Annotated in this window: 18 protein-coding genes; 7 read left to right on the forward strand and 11 right to left on the reverse strand. The window is 63.3% G+C overall.

Features of this window, described 5'->3' with window-relative positions:
• The coding region (locus BLQ55_RS24890) for an integrase core domain-containing protein (RefSeq protein WP_143011786.1) at positions 1-279 on the forward strand (279 nt) is incomplete at its 5' end.
• Between the two features lie 76 nt (positions 280-355).
• Here the strand turns inward: BLQ55_RS24890 and BLQ55_RS24895 are convergent.
• Genes BLQ55_RS24895 through BLQ55_RS24910 form a run of 4 tightly spaced genes read right to left on the reverse strand, consistent with a single transcriptional unit; the run spans position 356 to position 2,953 of the window.
• Positions 356-1,669 carry a sensor histidine kinase gene (locus BLQ55_RS24895; RefSeq protein WP_092257806.1) on the reverse strand — a complete coding sequence of 438 codons (1,314 nt, stop codon included), beginning with the start codon at positions 1,667-1,669 and terminating at the stop codon, positions 356-358.
• Positions 1,666-2,334, reverse strand: a complete 669-nt coding sequence (locus BLQ55_RS24900; protein WP_053123507.1) for a response regulator transcription factor — start codon at positions 2,332-2,334, stop codon at positions 1,666-1,668. The genes BLQ55_RS24895 and BLQ55_RS24900 overlap by 4 nt, the downstream gene beginning before the upstream one ends.
• Entirely contained in the window at positions 2,334-2,645 is a 312-nt protein-coding gene (locus BLQ55_RS24905; protein WP_060741424.1) for a PepSY domain-containing protein, read from the reverse strand. The genes BLQ55_RS24900 and BLQ55_RS24905 overlap by 1 nt, the downstream gene beginning before the upstream one ends.
• Entirely contained in the window at positions 2,645-2,953 is a 309-nt protein-coding gene (locus tag BLQ55_RS24910) for a PepSY domain-containing protein (protein ID WP_092204173.1), read from the reverse strand. The genes BLQ55_RS24905 and BLQ55_RS24910 overlap by 1 nt, the downstream gene beginning before the upstream one ends.
• A 179-nt stretch (positions 2,954-3,132) precedes the next feature.
• On the opposite strand from BLQ55_RS24910, the gene BLQ55_RS24915 reads away from it, so the two are divergent.
• The 5 genes from BLQ55_RS24915 (at position 3,133) to codA (ending at position 8,482) form a co-directional block, all read left to right on the forward strand.
• Positions 3,133-4,212 carry a hypothetical protein gene (locus BLQ55_RS24915; protein ID WP_060741422.1) on the forward strand — a complete coding sequence of 360 codons (1,080 nt, stop codon included), beginning with the start codon at positions 3,133-3,135 and terminating at the stop codon, positions 4,210-4,212.
• A gap of 83 nt (positions 4,213-4,295) precedes the next feature.
• Positions 4,296-4,652 (forward strand): 6-carboxytetrahydropterin synthase QueD, encoded by a 357-nt coding sequence (gene queD, locus BLQ55_RS24920; RefSeq protein ID WP_025212792.1) that lies wholly within the window; start codon positions 4,296-4,298, stop codon positions 4,650-4,652.
• A gap of 190 nt (positions 4,653-4,842) precedes the next feature.
• Positions 4,843-5,673: an alpha/beta fold hydrolase gene (locus BLQ55_RS24925; RefSeq protein WP_092204175.1), complete on the forward strand. Its 831-nt coding sequence runs from the start codon at positions 4,843-4,845 to the stop codon at positions 5,671-5,673.
• Between the two features lie 277 nt (positions 5,674-5,950).
• Positions 5,951-7,222, forward strand: coding sequence for a cytosine permease (gene codB, locus BLQ55_RS24930; protein WP_092204176.1), 1,272 nt, complete (start codon positions 5,951-5,953; stop codon positions 7,220-7,222).
• 12 nt (positions 7,223-7,234) lie between these two features.
• Complete coding sequence (codA, locus tag BLQ55_RS24935; protein ID WP_092204177.1) at positions 7,235-8,482, forward strand: cytosine deaminase; 1,248 nt, start codon at positions 7,235-7,237, stop codon at positions 8,480-8,482.
• Positions 8,483-8,680: 198 nt separating this feature from the next.
• On the opposite strand, the gene BLQ55_RS24940 is transcribed toward codA, so the two are convergent.
• The gene (locus tag BLQ55_RS24940) at positions 8,681-9,673 is read right to left on the reverse strand and encodes a diaminopimelate epimerase (protein WP_092257808.1); all 993 of its coding nucleotides are present in this window, start codon (positions 9,671-9,673) and stop codon (positions 8,681-8,683) included.
• Between the two features lie 219 nt (positions 9,674-9,892).
• Here BLQ55_RS24940 and BLQ55_RS24945 point away from each other — a divergent pair, with 219 nt between their 5' ends.
• Positions 9,893-11,044, forward strand: a complete 1,152-nt coding sequence (locus tag BLQ55_RS24945; RefSeq protein WP_092204179.1) for an MFS transporter — start codon at positions 9,893-9,895, stop codon at positions 11,042-11,044.
• Positions 11,045-11,151: 107 nt separating this feature from the next.
• Here BLQ55_RS24945 and BLQ55_RS24950 read toward each other — a convergent pair whose 3' ends face one another.
• The 6 genes from BLQ55_RS24950 to BLQ55_RS24975 all read right to left on the reverse strand — a co-directional run bounded on the left by BLQ55_RS24950 (position 11,152) and on the right by BLQ55_RS24975 (position 18,626).
• Positions 11,152-13,590, reverse strand: coding sequence for a TonB-dependent siderophore receptor (locus BLQ55_RS24950; RefSeq protein WP_092257811.1), 2,439 nt, complete (start codon positions 13,588-13,590; stop codon positions 11,152-11,154).
• 96 nt (positions 13,591-13,686) lie between these two features.
• Positions 13,687-14,682: a FecR family protein gene (locus tag BLQ55_RS24955; RefSeq protein ID WP_092257814.1), complete on the reverse strand. Its 996-nt coding sequence runs from the start codon at positions 14,680-14,682 to the stop codon at positions 13,687-13,689.
• A 37-nt stretch (positions 14,683-14,719) separates the two neighbouring features.
• Positions 14,720-15,220 carry a sigma-70 family RNA polymerase sigma factor gene (locus BLQ55_RS24960; protein ID WP_060741413.1) on the reverse strand — a complete coding sequence of 167 codons (501 nt, stop codon included), beginning with the start codon at positions 15,218-15,220 and terminating at the stop codon, positions 14,720-14,722.
• 227 nt (positions 15,221-15,447) lie between these two features.
• Positions 15,448-15,888, reverse strand: coding sequence for a carboxymuconolactone decarboxylase family protein (locus BLQ55_RS24965; RefSeq protein WP_060741412.1), 441 nt, complete (start codon positions 15,886-15,888; stop codon positions 15,448-15,450).
• Positions 15,889-16,131: 243 nt separating this feature from the next.
• The gene (locus BLQ55_RS24970; protein ID WP_092257817.1) at positions 16,132-17,574 is read right to left on the reverse strand and encodes a mechanosensitive ion channel family protein; all 1,443 of its coding nucleotides are present in this window, start codon (positions 17,572-17,574) and stop codon (positions 16,132-16,134) included.
• Between the two features lie 185 nt (positions 17,575-17,759).
• Positions 17,760-18,626 (reverse strand): pirin family protein, encoded by an 867-nt coding sequence (locus BLQ55_RS24975; protein ID WP_092257820.1) that lies wholly within the window; start codon positions 18,624-18,626, stop codon positions 17,760-17,762.
• Positions 18,627-18,850 lie beyond the last annotated feature (224 nt).

The raw sequence follows: 18,850 nt of genomic DNA on the forward strand, positions 1-18,850 counted from the left end.
GATCAAGGCTGCCAATACACCAGCCACAAATTCAGGAATGAAATGCGCAAGCATGGACTCCTGCAAAGCATGAGTCGCAAAGGTGAGTGCTGGGACAACGCCCCGATGGAGCGTTTCTTTGGAAGCCTGAAGTCAGAGTGGGTGCCAGAAGATGGCTACAGCTCGGAGCATGAAGCCCGCGTGGATGTGCAGCGTTATGTGATGCGTTACAACAACGTCAGACTCCATAGCTACAACGACTACCGGTCGCCGGTAGCTATGGAGAAACTGGCGGCGTGAAACCGTAACTGGTGTCCAAAATTAGTTGACCAGTTCAAGCTCGCTCCCACAGGAGGGCGGCGCCATGCGATAGAGGTCAGCGCTTGGGCAACTCAATCACGACCTTCAATCCACCCCACTCGCTGTCGTCCAACGCCAGCAGGCCGCCCCAGGTGTCGACGATGTCCCGCACGATGCCCAGGCCCAGGCCGTGTCCATCGGTCTGTTCATCCAACCGCGTGCCGCGGCTGAACACCTGGTCGCGGCGATCCCTGGGGATGCCCGGGCCGTCGTCTTCCACCGCCAGACTGAATCCGTCGGCTGTCTCGGTCATGGTCAGGCGCACTTCGGCGTCAGCCCATTTGCAGGCGTTGTCCAGCAGGTTGCCCAACAGTTCCAGCAAGTCTTCACGGTCCCAGGGCAGGTGCAGGCCTGGCGGGGCGACGTAGCTCAGGTGCAGGTGTTCGCCGTGGATCATGTTCAGCGTGGCCAGCAACCCCGGCAGTTCGGCGTCGCAATCCAGGTGCGCGCCGGGCAAGGCATCGCCGGACAGGCGGGCGCGGTTGAGTTCGCGGTTCAGGCGCTGGCGGACCTGCTCCAGTTGATCGAGCAACAGTTTGCGCAGCTCGGGATACGGGTCGAGCTTCTCGCTCGACGCCAGGCTTTGCAGCACCGCCAGCGGGGTTTTCAAGGCGTGGCCGAGGTTGCCCAAGGCATTGCGCGAACGCTTGAGGCTGTCTTCGGTGTGGGCCAGCAGATGGTTGATCTGCGTCACCAGCGGTTCCAGTTCCCGTGGCACCTGTTCGTCGAGTTGCGAACGCTGCCCGCGCTGCAGCTGGGCAATCTGCTCCCTGGCGCGGTCCAGCGGACGCAAGGCTCGGCGCACGGTGATGCGTTGCAGCAACAGAATCAGCAACAGCCCCGCCAACCCGAGCCCGAGGCCGACCTGTTGCATCCGGCGGAAGCTGTCCCGCACGGGTGTGTAGTCCTGGGCCACGCTGATGGAAATCGCCTGGCCCAGCCTCCGATAATCGGTACGCAGCACCAGCAGCTTCTGGCCCTCTGGGCCCAGTTGCAGGTTGCTGTGCAGGCCGGGGTGGTCGAGCCGAGGCAATTCCTGGTCCCACAGGGAGCGGGAACGCCAGTGCACATCGGCAAAATCGATGCGGAAGTAATGCCCGGAAAACGGCCGCTGATAGGCCGGCGACAGGCGGCGTTCATCCAATTGCAAGCCCTGGGGGCCGCGCACCAGGGCCACCAGCAGGTTCTCGCTGTCGTTACGCAGCCCCGCTTCCAGGTAACGCTGCAGACCCAGTTCGAACAACCACAGGCTGGTTTGCGCCAGGACCAGGCCGACCACCACCATCACACCGATCAGGCCCAGGCTCAGGCGCCGCTGGATGGATCTCACTGCGCCTGCCCGCCGAACAGGTAACCCTGGCCGCGACGGGTTTCGATCACGCTACGTCCCAGCTTGCGCCGCAGGTGATTGACGTGGACTTCCAGCACGTTGGAATCGCGCTCGGTCTCACCGTCGTACAGGTGTTCGGCGAGGTGGCTTTTGGAAAGGATCTGCTCGGGATGCAGCATGAAATAGCGCAACAGGCGAAATTCGGCGGCCGTGAGCTGGATGTCGGTGCCATCGCGCACCACGCATTGGCGACTCTCGTCCAGGTGCAATCCGGCAGCCTTGAGCGTCGGCTGGTTGACCTGGCCATGGGAGCGGCGCAGCAGCGCCTGGATCCGCAGATGCAGTTCTTCAGGATGAAAGGGTTTGGTCAGGTAATCGTCGGCCCCGGCCTTGAGACCCTCGATACGTTCGGCCCAGGACCCGCGGGCGGTGAGGATCAGCACCGGCGTGGCCAGGCCGCCGGCGCGCCATTGGGCCAACACGTCGAGCCCCGGCACGCCCGGCAGGCCGAGGTCGAGGATGATCAGGTCGTAGGGCTCGCTGCTGCCCTGGTACACCGCGTCGCGACCATCGGCCAGCCAGTCGACGGCGTAACCCTGGCGTGCAAGCCCGGCCATCAGTTCATCGGCCAGGGGCACGTGATCTTCCACCAGAAGCAGGCGCATCAGTCTTCCTTATCTTTGAGTAAGCGGCCGGTTGTGGCCTCCAGGTCCAGTTCGCGCACAACGCCGTCGGTGTCCAGCAGCTCGACCTCATAAATATAGACGCCGTGTTTCTCCTCCAACTCGGCTTCCAACAGTTTGGCGCCGGGGTGCAGGTCCAGCGCTTGTTGCAGCAGGTGCTCGAGCGGCAGGATCACGCCCTGCTGACGCAGTTGCAGGGCCTCGTCCTGATCCAGGTCCCGGGCCATGGCCAGCGAACAAAACGCCAGCAGCGCCAGCGCCCATCGACCATGAGCGCGTAGATTAAGCTTCATTACGTATCCTGATGATTCTTGAGTACCTCGCCATTGACGGCATCCAGTTCCAGGTCCCACTCGACGCCCTTGGCATCGCGCAGATCCACCTTGTAGAGGTACTTGCCGTACTCCTCCTCCAGCTCGGTGTCGGTTACGGTGGAACCGGGATGTTTGGCCAGGGCCTTGGCGTTGAGTTTTTCGAAGGACAGGATGGTACCAGCGTCTTGCAGTTTACGGGCTTCGTCCGCGTCCAGGTCTCGTGCGTGGACCAGGCTCGTACCAAGGGCCATGAGGGTCGCGATGAAAAAGGCAGTCAGGCGGTTCATGGGTTGTCTCCTTTTTTTATAATCTTTCACGGGGGCGACTGTATCGGGGTGAACTTAACTGAAACTGAATCGCCATCATGGAACCCACATCAATGTATGCAAATGCCTGTGGGAGCAAGCTCACTCCCACCGGGTTTTGTGTCGCTATAATCAGCCGCTTACCCGTATTCGAGACCGGTATGACCGCCATCCACATCAAGTTTCCCGCCCTCACCCTCAAGGCCGGCCCCCGTGCGTTCGGGCGAATTCGCCAGGCCGGCTTGAACGCCGCCGACGTCGGCATCCTGCCCGGCGCCGCCGGTGGCCCCAAGGCCCTGGGCATCCAAGGGCTGGACCTGGCGCTGTTCGGCGAATGGCTGCCCGCCGCGCCCCGGGAACGCTCGCTGATCGGGGCCTCGGTGGGTGCCTGGCGCTTCGCCAGCGCCTGCCTGCCGGACGCCGCCGAGGGGATCCGGCGCCTGGGTACCTTGTACAACGAACAAAGCTTCGCCAAAGGCGTGACCATGGCCGGTGTCAGCCAGAGCTCGCAGCGCATGCTCGATGACTTGCTCGACGGCCGCGACACCTCGATCCTCGATAACCCGCGGTACCGGCTCAATATCATGGTCGTCAAGAGCCACGGCCTGCTCGCCCAGGATCATCGCGGCCGGCTGGGCCTGGGGCTGTCGTCGGTGATCGCCGACAACCTGCGAGGCCGTGCCCGGCTGTCGCGGCATTTCGAACGGTTGATCATCCATGACCCGCGCCTGGCCCCGCCCCTGCACCCGTTGAATGACTTTCCGTCGCGTTTCGTTCCGTTGGCCGCCGGCAACCTGCGCCAGGCCCTGCTGGCGTCGGGCTCGATCCCGATGGTCATGGAGGGCGTGCGCGACCTGCCGGGCGCCGGTGCCGGCACCTACCGCGACGGCGGACTGCTGGACTACCACCTCGACCTGCCGTACAGCGGCGAGGACATCGTGCTCTACCCACATTTCACCGACCGGGTCATTCCCGGCTGGTTCGACAAGGGCCTGCCGTGGCGGCGGGGCAACGTCGACCGTCTGCAGGACGTGCTGTTGCTGGCACCGTCCCGGGAATACCTGGCGCGCCTGCCCTACGGCAAACTGCCAGACCGCAACGACTTCAAGCGCTTCATGGGCGATGACCCGAGCCGCCGCAAATATTGGCGCACGGCAATGGACGAGAGCCGCCGGCTCGGTGACGAGTTCCTGGAGCTGACGGCCAACGGTGGCTTGGGCGAGCGTTTGCTGACCCTTTAGTCAGCACGGTCGCGCAACGCCGTTATCAAACTGATAAACTCCGCCGCCTGCCTCGCGACCGCTACCTTAAAGAGCCCGAACCTGTGGAAATCTTCAAAGAATTTACCTTCGAATCCGCCCACCGCCTGCCCCACGTGCCGGAGGGCCACAAGTGCGGCCGCCTTCATGGCCACTCGTTCAAGGTGGCGATCCACCTGAGCGGCGATATCGACCCGCACACCGGCTGGATTCGCGACTTCTCGGAGATCAAGGCGATCTTCAAGCCCCTCTACGAGCGCCTGGACCACAACTACCTCAACGACATCCCAGGCCTGGAAAACCCCACCAGCGAAGTGTTGGCCAAGTGGATCTGGAACGAGTTGAAGCCGTTGCTGCCGGAACTCAGTGCCATTCGCATCCACGAGACCTGCACCAGCGGTTGCATCTACCACGGCGAATAAAAACCTGTGGGAGGCCACCTGTGGGAGCAAAGCTTGCTCGCGATGAAGATTACACAGTCTCTCTGGAACCGAGGCGCCTGCATCGCGGGCAAGCCTTGCTCCCACAAGACCTGGCTGCCCCACGGTGCTTTCCCTGACCTGCCTGCATTGGCCTATGATCCCCTGACCCCTTTCAGACAGAGGTTCGATCATGACCCACTGGCCATTGGATCAGCTATACGACTTCAACGGACACCCCATCCGCTACGCCATCCACGGCGATGGCCCGCCGTTGGTGTTTGTCCACGGCACGCCCTTCTCTTCCTACGTGTGGCACCGGATCGCCCCGTTGTTCTTCGCCACCCACCGGGTGCATTACTTCGACCTGCTGGGGTATGGCCAATCCGCGCAACCCGATGCCGACGTGTCCCTCGGCGTGCAGAACCTGCTGCTCGCACAATTGCTGGAGCATTGGCGCCTGGATTGCCCGGATGTGGTGGCCCATGACTTTGGCGGTGCCACGGCCCTGCGTACGCACCTGCTCAATGGCAAGGATTACCGCAGCCTGACCCTGATCGACCCCGTGGCGCTGTCGCCCTGGGGTTCGCCCTTTGTGCAGCATGTCCGCCAGCATGAAGCGGCCTTCAGCGGCCTGCCCGACTACATTCAGCGGGCCATCGTACCGACCTATGTCCGCGGCGCGGTCAAACGGGACATCCCGGACGCGGAACTGGCGCCCTACGTGCAGCCGTGGCTCGGCGAGCCGGGCCAGGCGGCGTTCTACCGGCAGATCGCGCAGATGGACGAGCGCTATACCCGCGAGGTCGAGGGCCTGTACCCAAGCGTGCGCTGCCCGACCCAGATCCTGTGGGGCGAGGATGACCAGTGGATCCCCATCGAGCGCGGCCGGGCCCTGCAACGGATGATCCCGGGGGCACAATTGCATCCCGTTCCGAACGCCGGGCACCTGGTCCAGGAAGACGCGCCGGAAGCCATCGTGGCGGCGGTGTTGCGGTTTCTGTCATTGTCCTCCTCGACCTGAAAAACACTGCACTCCCCCTGTGGGAGCGAGCTTGCTCGCGATGGCGGCAGCACATTCAACACTTAGGTGACAGACAGACCGCTATCGCGAGCAAGCTCGCTCCCACAGGGGATCTGCGTCGACAATGAAATCTGTGTTCCAACTTGAATCACTCGCGCACCGCTTTCGATCCTTGCGCCCACCCAATCCCCAGGATTGTCTATAAATAACCTCGCGATCACTCGTTTGGCACGGCCGCTGCACGCTTGCGACATCCCTCACCCGCAAGGACCGCCACATGACTCAGAACGATCCAGGCAATGACTATCCCCTGAGCGAAGTCCCGATGCATGCCCGCAAGGGCCTGGCCTCCACGGCCATGGTGCTGCTGGGCTTCACCTTTTTCACCGCCACGATGTTTGCCGGTGGCAAGCTGGGCGTGGCGTTCGGTTTTGCCGAGATGCTCACCGTGATTGTGATCGGCAACCTGCTGCTGGGCCTCTATGCCGCCGGCCTGGGTTACATCGCGTTCAAGAGCGGGCTCAATTCGGTGTTGATGGGGCGTTTCTGTTTCGGCGAGGTGGGCAGCAAGCTCAGTGACTTGATCCTCGGGTTCACCCAGATCGGCTGGTACGCCTGGGGCACGGCAACCGCCGCCGTGGTGCTGGGCAAGTATTTCGAATTGAGCGAGAGCACCGTGCTCGGGTTGATGGTGCTGTTCGGCCTGGGATTCTGCGCCACCGCCTACATCGGTTATCGCGGGCTGGAAATCCTTTCGTACATCGCCGTACCGGCCATGATGTTGCTGCTGATGCTGTCGATGTGGGTGGCGACGGTGAAGGTCGGCGGCTTCGAAGGCTTGCTGGCGGTGGTGCCTACGAGCAGCCTCGACTGGTCCACCGCTATCACGCTGGTGTTCGGCACCTTCGTCAGCGGCGCGACCCAGGCCACCAATTGGACGCGCTTCTCCCGCTCGGCGAAGGTCGCGGTGCTGGCGAGCCTGATCGGCTTCTTCCTGGGCAACGGCCTGATGGTGCTGATCGGCGCCTACGGGGCCATCGTCTATCAGCAACCGGACGTGGTCGAAGTGTTGCTGCTGCAGGGCTTCGCCATGGCGGCGATGGCGATGTTGCTGCTCAACATCTGGAGCACCCAGGACAACACCATCTACAACTTCGCCGTGGCCGGTTGCAACCTGCTGCGCACCCGCCGGCGCAAGACCGTGACCCTCTGCGGCGCGGTGATCGGCACGCTGCTGGCCCTGTTGGGTATGTACGATCTGCTGGTGCCGTACCTGATTCTGCTGGGCACCGTCATCCCACCGATTGGCGGGGTGATCATGGCCGATTTCTTCTTCCGCTGGCGCGGCCGCTATCCTCGCCTGGCCGAGGCGCAACTGCCGGCGTTCAACTGGCCCGGGCTGTTCGCTTATGGGCTCGGCACACTCGCCGCGTTCAATTCGCCATGGGTCGCGCCACTGGTAGGAATCGCCACCGGCGCGCTAACGTATGTGTTATTGATCGGCGTAATGGGTACTCGCACCGCTGACGCACCTCTACAAGACCTATAAAGGATTCGCCCGATGCACATCATCAACGCCCGCCTGCGCAACCACGAAGGCTTGCATGAACTGCACCTGGAAAACGGCCTGATCGCCAACATCGCCCGCCAGACCGAAGCCCCCAGCCTCGGCCCGGAAGACCTCGACGCTGGCGGCAACCTGGTGGTCCCGCCCTTCGTCGAACCGCACATCCACCTGGACGCCACCCTCACTGCCGGCGAACCGCGCTGGAACATGAGCGGCACGCTGTTCGAAGGCATCGAGTGCTGGGGCGAGCGCAAGGCCACCATCACCCAGGAAGACACCAGCACCCGCGCCAAGAAAACCATCCAGGCCCTCGCCGCCCATGGCATCCAGCATGTGCGCACCCACGTCGACGTGACCGACCCCGAACTCACGGCCCTCAAGGCCATGCTGGAAGTGCGCGAGCAAAGCCGTCACCTGATCGACATGCAGATCGTCGCGTTTCCCCAGGAAGGCATCGAGTCCTACCGCAATGGCCGCGAGCTGATGGAAGAGGCGATCCGCATGGGTGCCGACGTGGTGGGCGGCATTCCCCACTTCGAGTACACCCGCGACCAGGGTGTCAGCTCGGTGAAATTCCTCATGGACCTGGCCGAACGCACCGGTTGCCTGGTGGATGTGCATTGCGACGAAACCGACGACCCGCACTCGCGCTTTCTCGAAGTGCTCGCCGAAGAAGCCCGCAGCCGCGACATGGGCGCCCGCGTCACCGCCAGCCACACCACGGCCATGGGCTCCTACGACAACGCCTACTGCGCCAAGCTGTTCCGTCTGCTCGGGCACTCGGGCATCAGCTTTGTCTCTTGCCCGACCGAAAGCATTCACCTGCAAGGCCGTTTCGACACCTTCCCCAAACGCCGTGGGGTCACTCGGGTCAATGAACTGCTCGAAGCCGGGATGAACGTGTGCTTCGGCCAGGACTCCATCGTCGACCCGTGGTATCCCCTGGGCAACGGCAACATCCTGCGTGTGCTGGAAGCCGGGCTGCATATCTGCCATATGCTCGGCTACCGCAACCTGCAAAGCGCCCTGGACCTGGTCACCGACAACAGCGCCAAGGCCATGGCCCTGGGCGAGCGCTACGGGCTGGAACCCGGCCGCCCGGCGAACCTGCTGATCCTGTCGGCGGACAGCGACTACGAAGTGATCCGCAGCCAGGGCTTGCCGCTCTACTCGATTCGCAATGGCGAAGTGCTAATGAAGCGGCAGATGCCGGTGGTGGAGTTTGCGCAGCAGCCAGGCTGATTTCCCTGTGGCGAACCTGCTCGCGACGGCAGTGGGTCAGTTGCATTGATGTTGGATGTACTGCCGCCATCGCGAGCAAGCTCGCTCCCACAGGGGCTCTGTGTCGGACACAACATTGGTGTCCACTGAAGATCCCTTGTGGGAGCGAGCTTGCTCGCGATAGCGGTATAAACCGCACCACAAAACCTCCAGAAAGCCCTACGGCACAAGCCGCGCCGTACCGAACAACCTGACTCGCACCAACTCGCCCGCCTCGTCTTCCAGCAAAATCGGCGCCGTGCCGCCGGGCATCACCACCCTTACCACACCCGCCTTCACCCAGCCCACCCGCCACGCAGCACTGGCCACGGCGCTGGCACTGGTGCCCGAGGACGCGGTAGGACCTTCGCCGCGCTCGAACACCCGCGCCGCGATTCGCCCTTCGGCCTGCAGACTGGCCCATTGCAGATTCACCCCGGCGGGACACGGCAGCCCGGCGCCAGCCGGGGCGGCATAGGCGATGCGAATCAGGCTTTGCGACAGCGCCGCCGCGCGCATCTGCGAATTGCTCGGCAACGCCTCGGCACCGTCCACCAGCGTCACGCAATGAGGGTTGCCTATGTTCACGAACTGGCTGTTGCCCCACGCCGGATTCAACCGTTCAAGCGCCGCCACACGGCTGACATCGCACTGGTTGAACATCACACGCTCGACATCCTGGGCACCGACGGCCCCGGGCCCGAACAGCGGTTTGCCCAGGTCCAGCCAGAAGCCTTGGGTGCCTTCGAATTCAGCAGCGCGAACCGAGGTTCGCAGCGGTGACAAACCGTCGGGTTTATCGTGATGGACCTGCAACAAGCAATCACCCGTCCCCGCCATCAAGCCCTGCTCCCGCAAGGCCTGGGAGAAAATCGTCAGGCCATTGCCGCTGCGCTCGGCCAGTGTCCCGTCGGTATTGACGATCAACAGATCAAAGGGCGGTTCACTCTGGAACGGGCCAATCAGCAACCCATCACTGCGATGGGCCTTGGCATCCGGCGGCGCCTCACCCGACGCCCAGGCGCAGAACACGTGCACGGCCGCCGCTGCCCAGGACTCGCGGGTCTGCGCGGCCTGGGCAGCCGATGGAGGCAGATCGATGCCATGGTCACGGGCCTGCTGCGGTGAAACGACTCCATAGATATTGCCGCGTGCGTCGTAGAACGGTGCCATGCATCGGGTCCGGAGGAAGCCAGGAGGGGCCGGTAGTTTAGGCGAAGCCTGTCAGGTTCGACAGGTGCGCAGCTGTCTGCTGAACCCGTCACCCACAATGTCCAAGGAGGGTGCTTCAGGGCTTCGGCACCTTGGGGTCGCGGTGCGGTCAGTGAATATGCAAGCATAGCCCCCCTGCCTGTACCACCGCACCGCACCGCACGAAACCAAGGACGCTTCATGACTGCCATCACGCCCCCGCCCACCTTTGTCCCCGGACGCCTGGAACAGATGTCCACCCGCATCGCCTACCTCATCGCCGGCATCGGCATCGCCGCCTGGGCGCCGCTGGTGCCTTACGCCAAGGTGCGGGCGAACCTGGATGAAGGCACCCTCGGCCTGCTGCTGTTATGCCTGGGGGTCGGGTCGATCCTGGCGATGCCGATTTCCGGCGCGTTGGCGTCCCGGTTCGGTTGCCGTCGGGTGCTCAGCGGCGGCACGCTGCTGATCTGCCTGGCGTTGCCGTTGCTGGCGACCATGACTTCCCTGCCCTGGTTGGTGGCGGCGTTGTTCCTGTTTGGAGCCGGGCTCGGCACCGTGGACTCGACCGTGAACCTGCAAGCGGTGATCGTCGAGCGGGCCAGTGGCAAGACCATGATGTCGGGTTTCCACGGCATGTTCAGCCTCGGCGGGATCATTGGCGCGGCCGGTGTGAGCGCCCTGCTTGGCCTGGGGCTTTCGCCGCTGGGGGCGACGCTGGTGGTCAATGGCGTGCTGCTGGTGGCGTTGTTCAAGGCGGCGCCGCACCTGTTGCCCTACGGCAGTGAAAGCTCGGGACCGGCGTTCGCCATTCCCCATGGTGTGGTGCTGTTTATCGGCATCCTCTGCTTCATCGTGTTCCTGGCCGAAGGCGCGGTGCTGGACTGGAGCGCCGTATTCCTGACCACCGAGCGCGCGGTGGATACCGCCTATGCCGGGCTGGGTTATGCCGCTTTCGCGCTGACCATGACCGTCGGCCGCCTGACCGGCGACTCGGTGGTGCATCGCCTGGGGGCCAAACGCGTGATCATCTATGGCGGGTCGATCGCCGCCGCGGGGTTCCTGCTGGCGACCCTCGCACCGATGTGGCAAGCGGCGCTGCTGGGGTATGCGCTGGTGGGTGCCGGGTGTTCGAACATCGTGCCGGTGCTGTACACCGCCGTCGGCAAACAGACCCTGATGCCGGAAGCGATCGCCGTACCGGCCATCACCACCATTGGCTATGCCGGCATCCTCGCCGGTCCGGCGCTGATCGGCTTCGTCGCCCATGGCAGCAGCCTGAGCTTTGCGTTTGGGTTGATTGCGGTGTCGCTGGTGATAGTGGCCGTCAGCGGAAAAGTGTTGAAGGTCTGATGCCTCAACACAACTCTTTGTGGGGAGGGGATTTATCTGTGGCGAGGGGATTTATCCCCTCGCCACAGGATTAGGTTCCAAGCCACAGAATCTTGCTTGACTCTCGATCAGAACCCCACACTCGCCTGCACAAAGAACGTACGCGGTGCGCCGACGTAAATGCCCGAGTTGTTGTCACTGGAGCGGGTGTAGTACTGATGATCGAACAGGTTTTTCACCCCGGCGCCGACTTTCAGGTTCGACAGCTGTGCACCGAAGTCATAGCCGGCGCGCACGTTCCAGAGCACGTAGCCGGGCATGTCGCCGTACTGCCCATCGGCGGTGCCGTCGGTGATGTAGTCGCCGCTGAAACTGCCGTCGGCATTCACATTGTTGCCCGGTGAGCGCTGCTTGGACTGGGCAAAAGCGTCGAGGTTATAGGTCCAGCGATTGACCTCGTAACGCAGGCCCATATTGGCCACCTGGCGGGAATAGAACGGCAGGTCACGGCCCTTGAAGCTCGGGATCTCGCCTTCGTAAGTCGCGCGGGTGTAGGTGAAACCGGCGTTGGCGGTGAGGCCTTCGAGGCGTGGGTCGAACGCGGCCATGTCGTAGTGCACCGAAGCCTCCAGCCCCTGGTGCTTGGTCGCGCCCATGTTGGTCCAACCCACGTCGTTGCTGATGTACTGCAACTCGTCGTCGAAGTCGATGTAGAACAGCGTCACTTCCCCGCCCCACACGTCATCGTTGTAACGCGTGCCGATCTCGTAGGTCTTGGCCTTTTCCGGGCTCAGGCCGTTGGCGGTGTTGTTGCCGTCGCCGCCCTGGCCGAGCTGGAAGTACTGCAGGCTGCCGAACGAGGTCTCATAGTTGGCGAACAGCTTCCAGGCATCGGACAGGTGATACATCACGCTCAGGGCCGGCAGCGGTTCGTTGCTGTCGATGCTGCGGCGTTTCTCCTGCACGGGGCGGCCGGTGGTGTCGAGCACCGGGCGGTCGTGCCATTCGGTGCTGATGCTTTCGAAGCGGATGCCCGGGGTGATGGTCCACTGGCCGACATCGATCTTGTCATCGATGTACACCGCATGGGCTTCAGTGCCGCCGGTACGGTCCTGGTAGACGTGGCCGTCGGCCCCCGGACGCACCACCGGTTCGTTGTTACGCAACGCCAGGCGGCTGGCCTCTTCGTGCATGCCTTCCTTGAGATAGCGATAACCGACACTGGCTTCCTGGGTGGTGGGGCCCAGGTCGAACACGTGGGACACCCGGGGTTCGATGCCGAAGGTGTAATAGGTGCGCGGGTAGGACACCAGGTTGCGCTGGTCCCGGGAGGCGATGGTGCTGCCCCGGTAGCTGTCGGAGTAATAGGTCAGCACTTCGGCCTGGGTGCGCTCATTGATCTGGCGGATCCACTTGAACGACACATCCTTGCGCCGGCCACTGAAGTTGTCCCAGTCGCGGTCGGACTGGTACGGGTCCGCGTCGTACTGGGCCTGGGTCAGGCCGCCGGGCATGTCGGCCTTGGCGTCGTAGTAGTGGAAATTCAGCGAGAAGTCGTCGACATCGGTCGGCGCCCAATGGGTCTTGAGAATCACGTCGTCGATGTCGTTGCCGTTGTTGCTCCGGCGATACCCGTTGCCGTTGACGCCCGAATACAACAGCGCCACGCCCAGGCCATTGTCAGCGGTGCCGCCGAGGAAGGCCGTGTCGGTGTGCTTCCAGCCGCCGCGCTGGGAGGTTTCCAGGGTGGTGCCGATTTCACCGGTGGCTTTCTCCGGAATGGCACGGGTCACGAAGTTGATCACCCCACCGACGTTCTGCGGCCCGTAGCGCACCGAGCCGGCGCCGCGCACCACGTCGACGCTGTCCAGGTTGCCCAGGGCAATCGGCGCCATGGACAGTTGCGGCTGGCCATAGGGCGCGAACGCCGCCGGTACGCCGTCGATCAACACCGTGGAGCGGGGCGACAAGCGCGAGGTCAGGCCACGTACGCCGACGTTCAGGGAAATATCGCTGCCGCCGGTGCCGTTGGCATCTTGCACCTGCACCCCCGGCACCCGTCGCAGCACGTCGCCGACGTTCATGGCGCCCTGCTCCACCATCGCTTGGCGGCGGATCACCGTACGCGCACCGGGGTGGTTCTGCACCACTTCGGCGTTGGCATCGCCGAGCCAGTCACCGACCACCTGGATTTCAGTCGCCCCCAGCTCCAGCGGGCCGGCGTTGGGCTCCGCAGGTGCTGGCAACACGGTCACCGAACCCTTATCGATCTGGTATTGCAGGCCGCTGCCCTGCAGCAATTGGCGCAAGGCCGCTTCCGGGGACAAGTTGCCGTCCACCGCCGGCGCTTGTTTGCCGGCCACCGATTCGGCGCTGAAGAACACCTGCAACGCAGTCTGCTGGGCGAGCTGGGACAAGGCTTGCCCCAACGGTTGCGCCTGGATGTGAATGGCGGTGGCGGCCTGATCGGCGAACGCCTGGGGCACAGCGGCGCTGACCGCCAGGGTCAGGGCCAGGGGCAGCCAGCGTACGTGGGTACGGTTGTTGTTTTTGGCGGTTGTTTTCACGTCGAACTTGTCCTGTTGATCGCAAGAATACGCGTCTGTTAATGCAAACCAGTTGCAGTTGGACAAGAAGACGAAGAACTCGGAAAAAACCTGAATCTATCGTGCGATTATTTCCTGGCTGCCGTCATCCAGGTTGCGCACGGTCACCGGCAGGATGTTCGGCAGCGCCTTGAGCAGCGCCTCGGGGTCGTCGGCGCGGAACACGCTGGTCAGGCGCAGGTTGCCCACCGCCGCGCTGCCGACCCGCAGGGGCTGGGTGCGATAACGAGAGACTTCTTCAGCCACTTCCTTGAGCGGCGCGTCGTTGAACACCAGCTTGCCATCGCGCCAGGCGGTGAGCGCCTCGGTGTTGACCGCGTAAGGCGTGGCGACGTTGCCCTGGGCATCGATCTGGGTACCGAGGCCCGCTGTCAGGCTGACCAACTGAGCCGGGGACGCGGCGCGGCCCTGGACCTGACCCTGGACCTTGACGCTGCCCTGCGCCACCGCCACCCGGGTCATGTCGGCATCGCGGCGCACATCGAAGCGCGTCCCGGTCACCGTCACCTGGCCGTTGCCCGCCTCGACGGTGAATGGCCGGCCTGCATCGTGTTCGACGCTGAACAGGGCCTCGCCTTCGGCCAGTTCCACCCGGCGCTGACGGTGTGCGAATTGAATACGTACCCGGCTGCGGCTGTTGAGGTCGATCATCGAACCATCCGGCAAGGCGATATGCCGACGCTCGCCAAGGGCGGTGGCGTATTCGCCGCTGTAGTCGGTGGAAGAACTCAAACCGCTGAACAGCCCCAACCCCAGCGCTACCGCGAACAGTCCGGCGGCGGCGACGTAGCGCAGCAGCGGCCGACGCCTGGGGCGTTCGGCGGGAGGTTCGCACAGCGCTCGCAGGCGTTCCTTGGGCAGCAGGTCCGTGGCGCTCCAGATACCCTGGAGCAACTGAATTTCGTCACGGTGGTTGGCATGTTCATCCAGCCAGGCTTCGAAACGCTGGCGCTCCTCGACACTCATGGCCGGCGCTTGCAAACGCACGAACCATTGCGCCGCCGCGTCGCGAACCCTGTCCTGCCCGCACGGGCATTCACGGCTATCCATCATGGAAGGTCCTGTGGCTCAGGTGGAAGAAGACGACGGATCATTGGCCTGGTCCGTCCAGGCGATCGCGCAGATGCCGCAGGGTGCGGATCATATACTTTTCCACCATGTTTTTTGACAGGCCCAGGCGCTCGGCGATTTCCGCCTGGGTCAGGCCTTCGATCTTCTGCCAGACGAACACCGTGCGGCAGTTGGCCGGCAGCTCGGCAAGCGCCCGCTCGATGGAGTCCGCCAGTTGGATCGCATGCATGAAGTGCTCCGGGTCGCCCGAAAACGACTGACCAGGGTCAATGACAGCCTCTTCCATGGCCCCCCGTCGATCTTCGCGCCGATAGCCATCCACTGCAATGTTGCGCGCCGTCTGATGCAAATAGGCCCGTGGCTGCTCGACCCCGCTCGAATCGGACTCAAGCACCCGCACGAAGGTGTCATGGGCCAGGTCCTCGGCCTGCTGGCGATTGCGCAGGCGACGGGTCCAGGTGCCGATCAACTCTTCGTAATGCTCGAAAAAGCCGGGTCTGCGGGGCAGCTTGGGGGTCATCGCGGCGCGCTGTGGAAACGGGGCGTGAATAGTAATGGTTACTATTCATGTGAAGCAAACCTATTACAGTGCCTGTCGTCCGATGCTTTAAAACTGAGGATTAAGTCTATGTGGGAGCAAAGCTTGCTCGCGATGACGGTGTGTCAGTCAATGTGCACGGACTGTTGCACCGCTATCGCGAGCAAGCTTTGCTCCCACAGGCGCCTGCAGGTAGTTTTTCCTTCTGACTACGCCTCAGGCATCTTGCGAAAGCCAACGGCCAAGCGGTTCCAGCCATTGATGGCGTTGATCGCCACGGTCAGGTCGACCATTTCCTTGGGGCTGAAATGCTCGCTCAGCAGGGCATAGTCGGCGTCCGGCGCGTGGGTGTCGCTCAGGCGGGTCAGGGCTTCGGTCCAGGCCAGTGCGGCGCGCTCGCGGCCGGTGAAGAACGGCGCTTCGCGCCAGGCGGTCACGGCGTACAGGCGACGTTCGGTCTCGCCGCCCTTGCGGGCGTCGGCGGTGTGCATGTCGATGCAGAAGGCGCAGCCGTTGATCTGCGAGGAGCGCAACTTGACCAGCTCCAGCAGCGACTTTTCCAGGCCCAGGTTCGAGGCGGCGTTTTCCAGGGCCAGCATGGCTTTGAAAGCGTCAGGGGACGCGGTGTAGAAATCGATACGCGGTTGCATGGTGGACTCCATAACAATTGGGTGTGGCGCTACGTTAGCCATGCAATGGCGCGGGACAAATAGCCAATTGTTGGGAAGTTCGGGTGGCCAATGGGGATTTATCCTGTAGGAGCTGGCGAAGCCTGCGATCTGTTGATCTTTCGCTCCAGACTCAATGGACAGTGGAAAGATCGCAGCCTCGCTTCGCTCGGCAGCTCCTACAGACCCAGCGGGAGCAAGCTCCCTCGCCACGGGGGATAGGCTTCAGGCCCGGCTGCGCAGCCACTGCAGGAAGCGTTTCTTGGCGACGGGCTTGGGCTGGTCGCGGGTGAGGTTCTGGGCCAGGTGCATGCGCACGTCCAGCAGGTTTTTCATCGCGTCGTTGATGTCGCGACGGGCCTCGAGGCACGGCTTGAGGTAGCTGTTTTCGATGCGATACAGGGTGCAGAACGTCTTGGCGGAAAAAGTCGCCAGGGCCGCCTGATCCGCGACGATCCCGGCTTCGCCGATCACTTCCCCCGGCCCCATGCGTCCGCCCTCGAGCGGCTGGCCGTTGCGCATGAGGGTAACGCTGACCACCCCTGACTCGATGATGAACAGGTGATCGCTGACCTCCCCCGCCGCCAGGATCACATCGCCGGCGCGGAAGGTTTGCAGGGTCATGTTCTGGCTGAAGGTGTCTTTCTCATCCTGGCGCAGGGTGGAGAAAATGCTCGAGCTTTCCAGCAATGCCCGGGGCCGCGACACCGCCTGGGGCGTGGCGCTTTCACTGGTGGACAGCAGGCTCACGCCCGACGCTTGCAAATGCCGGAACGCCAGGTCGAACAACTGGTTGCGCACCGTGCGTTTCAGGGCCATGGAGGCGACGAACCCGCTGATTTCATATTCCGCCCCGCCGCTGCCGCTGCTCTTGAGGGCGACGCTGGGGGCCGGGGTGGCGAGCAGGGAACGACAGCCGATCATGGCTCGTTCCAACGCGTCGATCACGGTTTGTGGCCGCGCGTGGGGGCTGACCTGGATGCTGATGGACAGGCCATGGACATCGCTGGGGCGACTGAAGTTGATGACCTTGGCCTTGGCCGCCAACGAGTTGGGAATCACCGCCATGCTGCCCTGGGCGGTCTGCAAGCGCGTGGCCCGCCAGTCAATGTCGGTGACCCGGCCTTCAGTGCCGTCGATGGAAATCCAATCATCGAGCTGATAGGGCTTGGTGGTGTTGAGCACGATCCCGGAGAACACGTCGCTGAGGGTGCTCTGCAAGGCCAGGCCGACGATGATCGCCATCGCGCCGGACGTGGCCAGCACGCCCTTGACCGGCAAATCCAGCACATAGGCCAGTGCCGCGATGACGGCGATCAGGAAAATCACCGCGCCGAGCAAATCCTGCAACAACCGTCCGGTGTGGCCGACCCGTTGCATCATCGCCGCCACGATCATCACCGTCAGGGTTCGCGCGGCAAACAGCCACCAGGTGATCTGCAAACCGGTAGCGGCCAGGTGCCGCGGCACATCGTCGACCCACTGCGCCGGGACCATGGGGTTGAGGCCTTCGTTGAACAGCAGCACGCTGAACAACGAGAAAATCACCAGCCTTGCGCCGACTTTCCAGTAGATCCGATCCGCACTGACCAGATGCCACATCAGTAGGTCGAGCACCAGCAGCGCCAGGGCACAGAGCAGCGGGTGCTCGGAGATCAGAAACAGCATCGGGACAGCTCCAGGAGGGCGATTGGCGAAGATTGGCACAGATTGAACACGCTGTAGAGATCCCCGCAAAACTCCCTGTGGGAGCGGGCTTGCTCGCGAAGGCGGAGTGTCAGCGGGCATTTACTTCACTGACACACTGCCTTCGCGGGCAAGCCCGCTCCCACATTGGCCCTGCGTGACTAGCGTCAATCGTCCATCCGGCCAAAGCGCCCGGAGTGGAAATCATTGAAGGCCTGGTGGATTTCCTGTTCGCTGTTCATCACGAACGGACCATGGCCAACGATGGGCTCGTCGATCGGCTCGCCGCTGAGCAGCAACAGCACCGCGTCGTTATTGGCTTGCAGGCTCAATTGATCACCGGCCCGGTCGAACAGGGCCATCTGCCCGGCCTCGACCCGCTCGCGGCCATTGACCTGGACCGAGCCCCGGAGCACCACCAAGGCGGTGTTGTGGCCTTCGTGCAGGTCAAGGGTGAGGTTTTTCCCGGCATTCAAACGGATGTCCCAGACGTCGATGGGGGTGAAGGTCCGTGCCGGGCCTTGATGCCCTTCGAAGCGCCCGGCGATCAGGCGCAGGCTACCGGCGTCGTCCTTCAGGGCAATGTTCGGAATGTCGCCCTTGAGGATCGTCTGGTAGCCGGCCGGGGCCATCTTGTCCTTGGCGGGCAGGTTGACCCACAGTTGGACCATTTCCATGAACCCGCCCTGGCGGGCAAACGCTTCGGAGTGGAACTCTTCGTGGATGATGCCGGAAGCGGCGGTCATCCATTGCACATCGCCGGGACCGATCTTGCCGCCGCTGCCGGTGGAGTCACGGTGTTCCAGTTCGCCCTGGTAGACGATGGTCACGGTTTCGAACCCACGATGGGGGTGCTGGCCGACGCCGCGGCGCTCGCTGGTCGGCGTGAATTCGGTGGGGGCGGCGTGGTCCAGTAGCAGGAACGGGCTGATGTGCTTGCCCAGGTTGTCGTAGGAAAACAGCGTGCGCACCTGGAAACCGTCGCCGACCCAATGGGGCCGTGGGCTGGTGTAAAGGCCAATGATGTTTTTCATGCCATGTCTCCAAAATCAGGGACTGCGATTTGATGGACATAGCTTAAAACCGACACCCTTGGAGCACTAGGAGGCAAAAACCGGCCTTAGCGTTCCATTTGGAGAACGACCAAGAACCTGTGGGAGCGAGCTTGCTCGCGATACAGGGTATCAGCCGAAGATGCATCGACAGGCGGACCGCTATCGCGAGCAAGCTCGCTCCCACAGGTTTGGGTGTCACTCAT

Source organism: Pseudomonas sp. NFACC13-1 (genome assembly GCF_900104425.1).
In the GTDB taxonomy this organism is placed as follows: domain Bacteria; phylum Pseudomonadota; class Gammaproteobacteria; order Pseudomonadales; family Pseudomonadaceae; genus Aquipseudomonas; species Aquipseudomonas fluorescens_AA.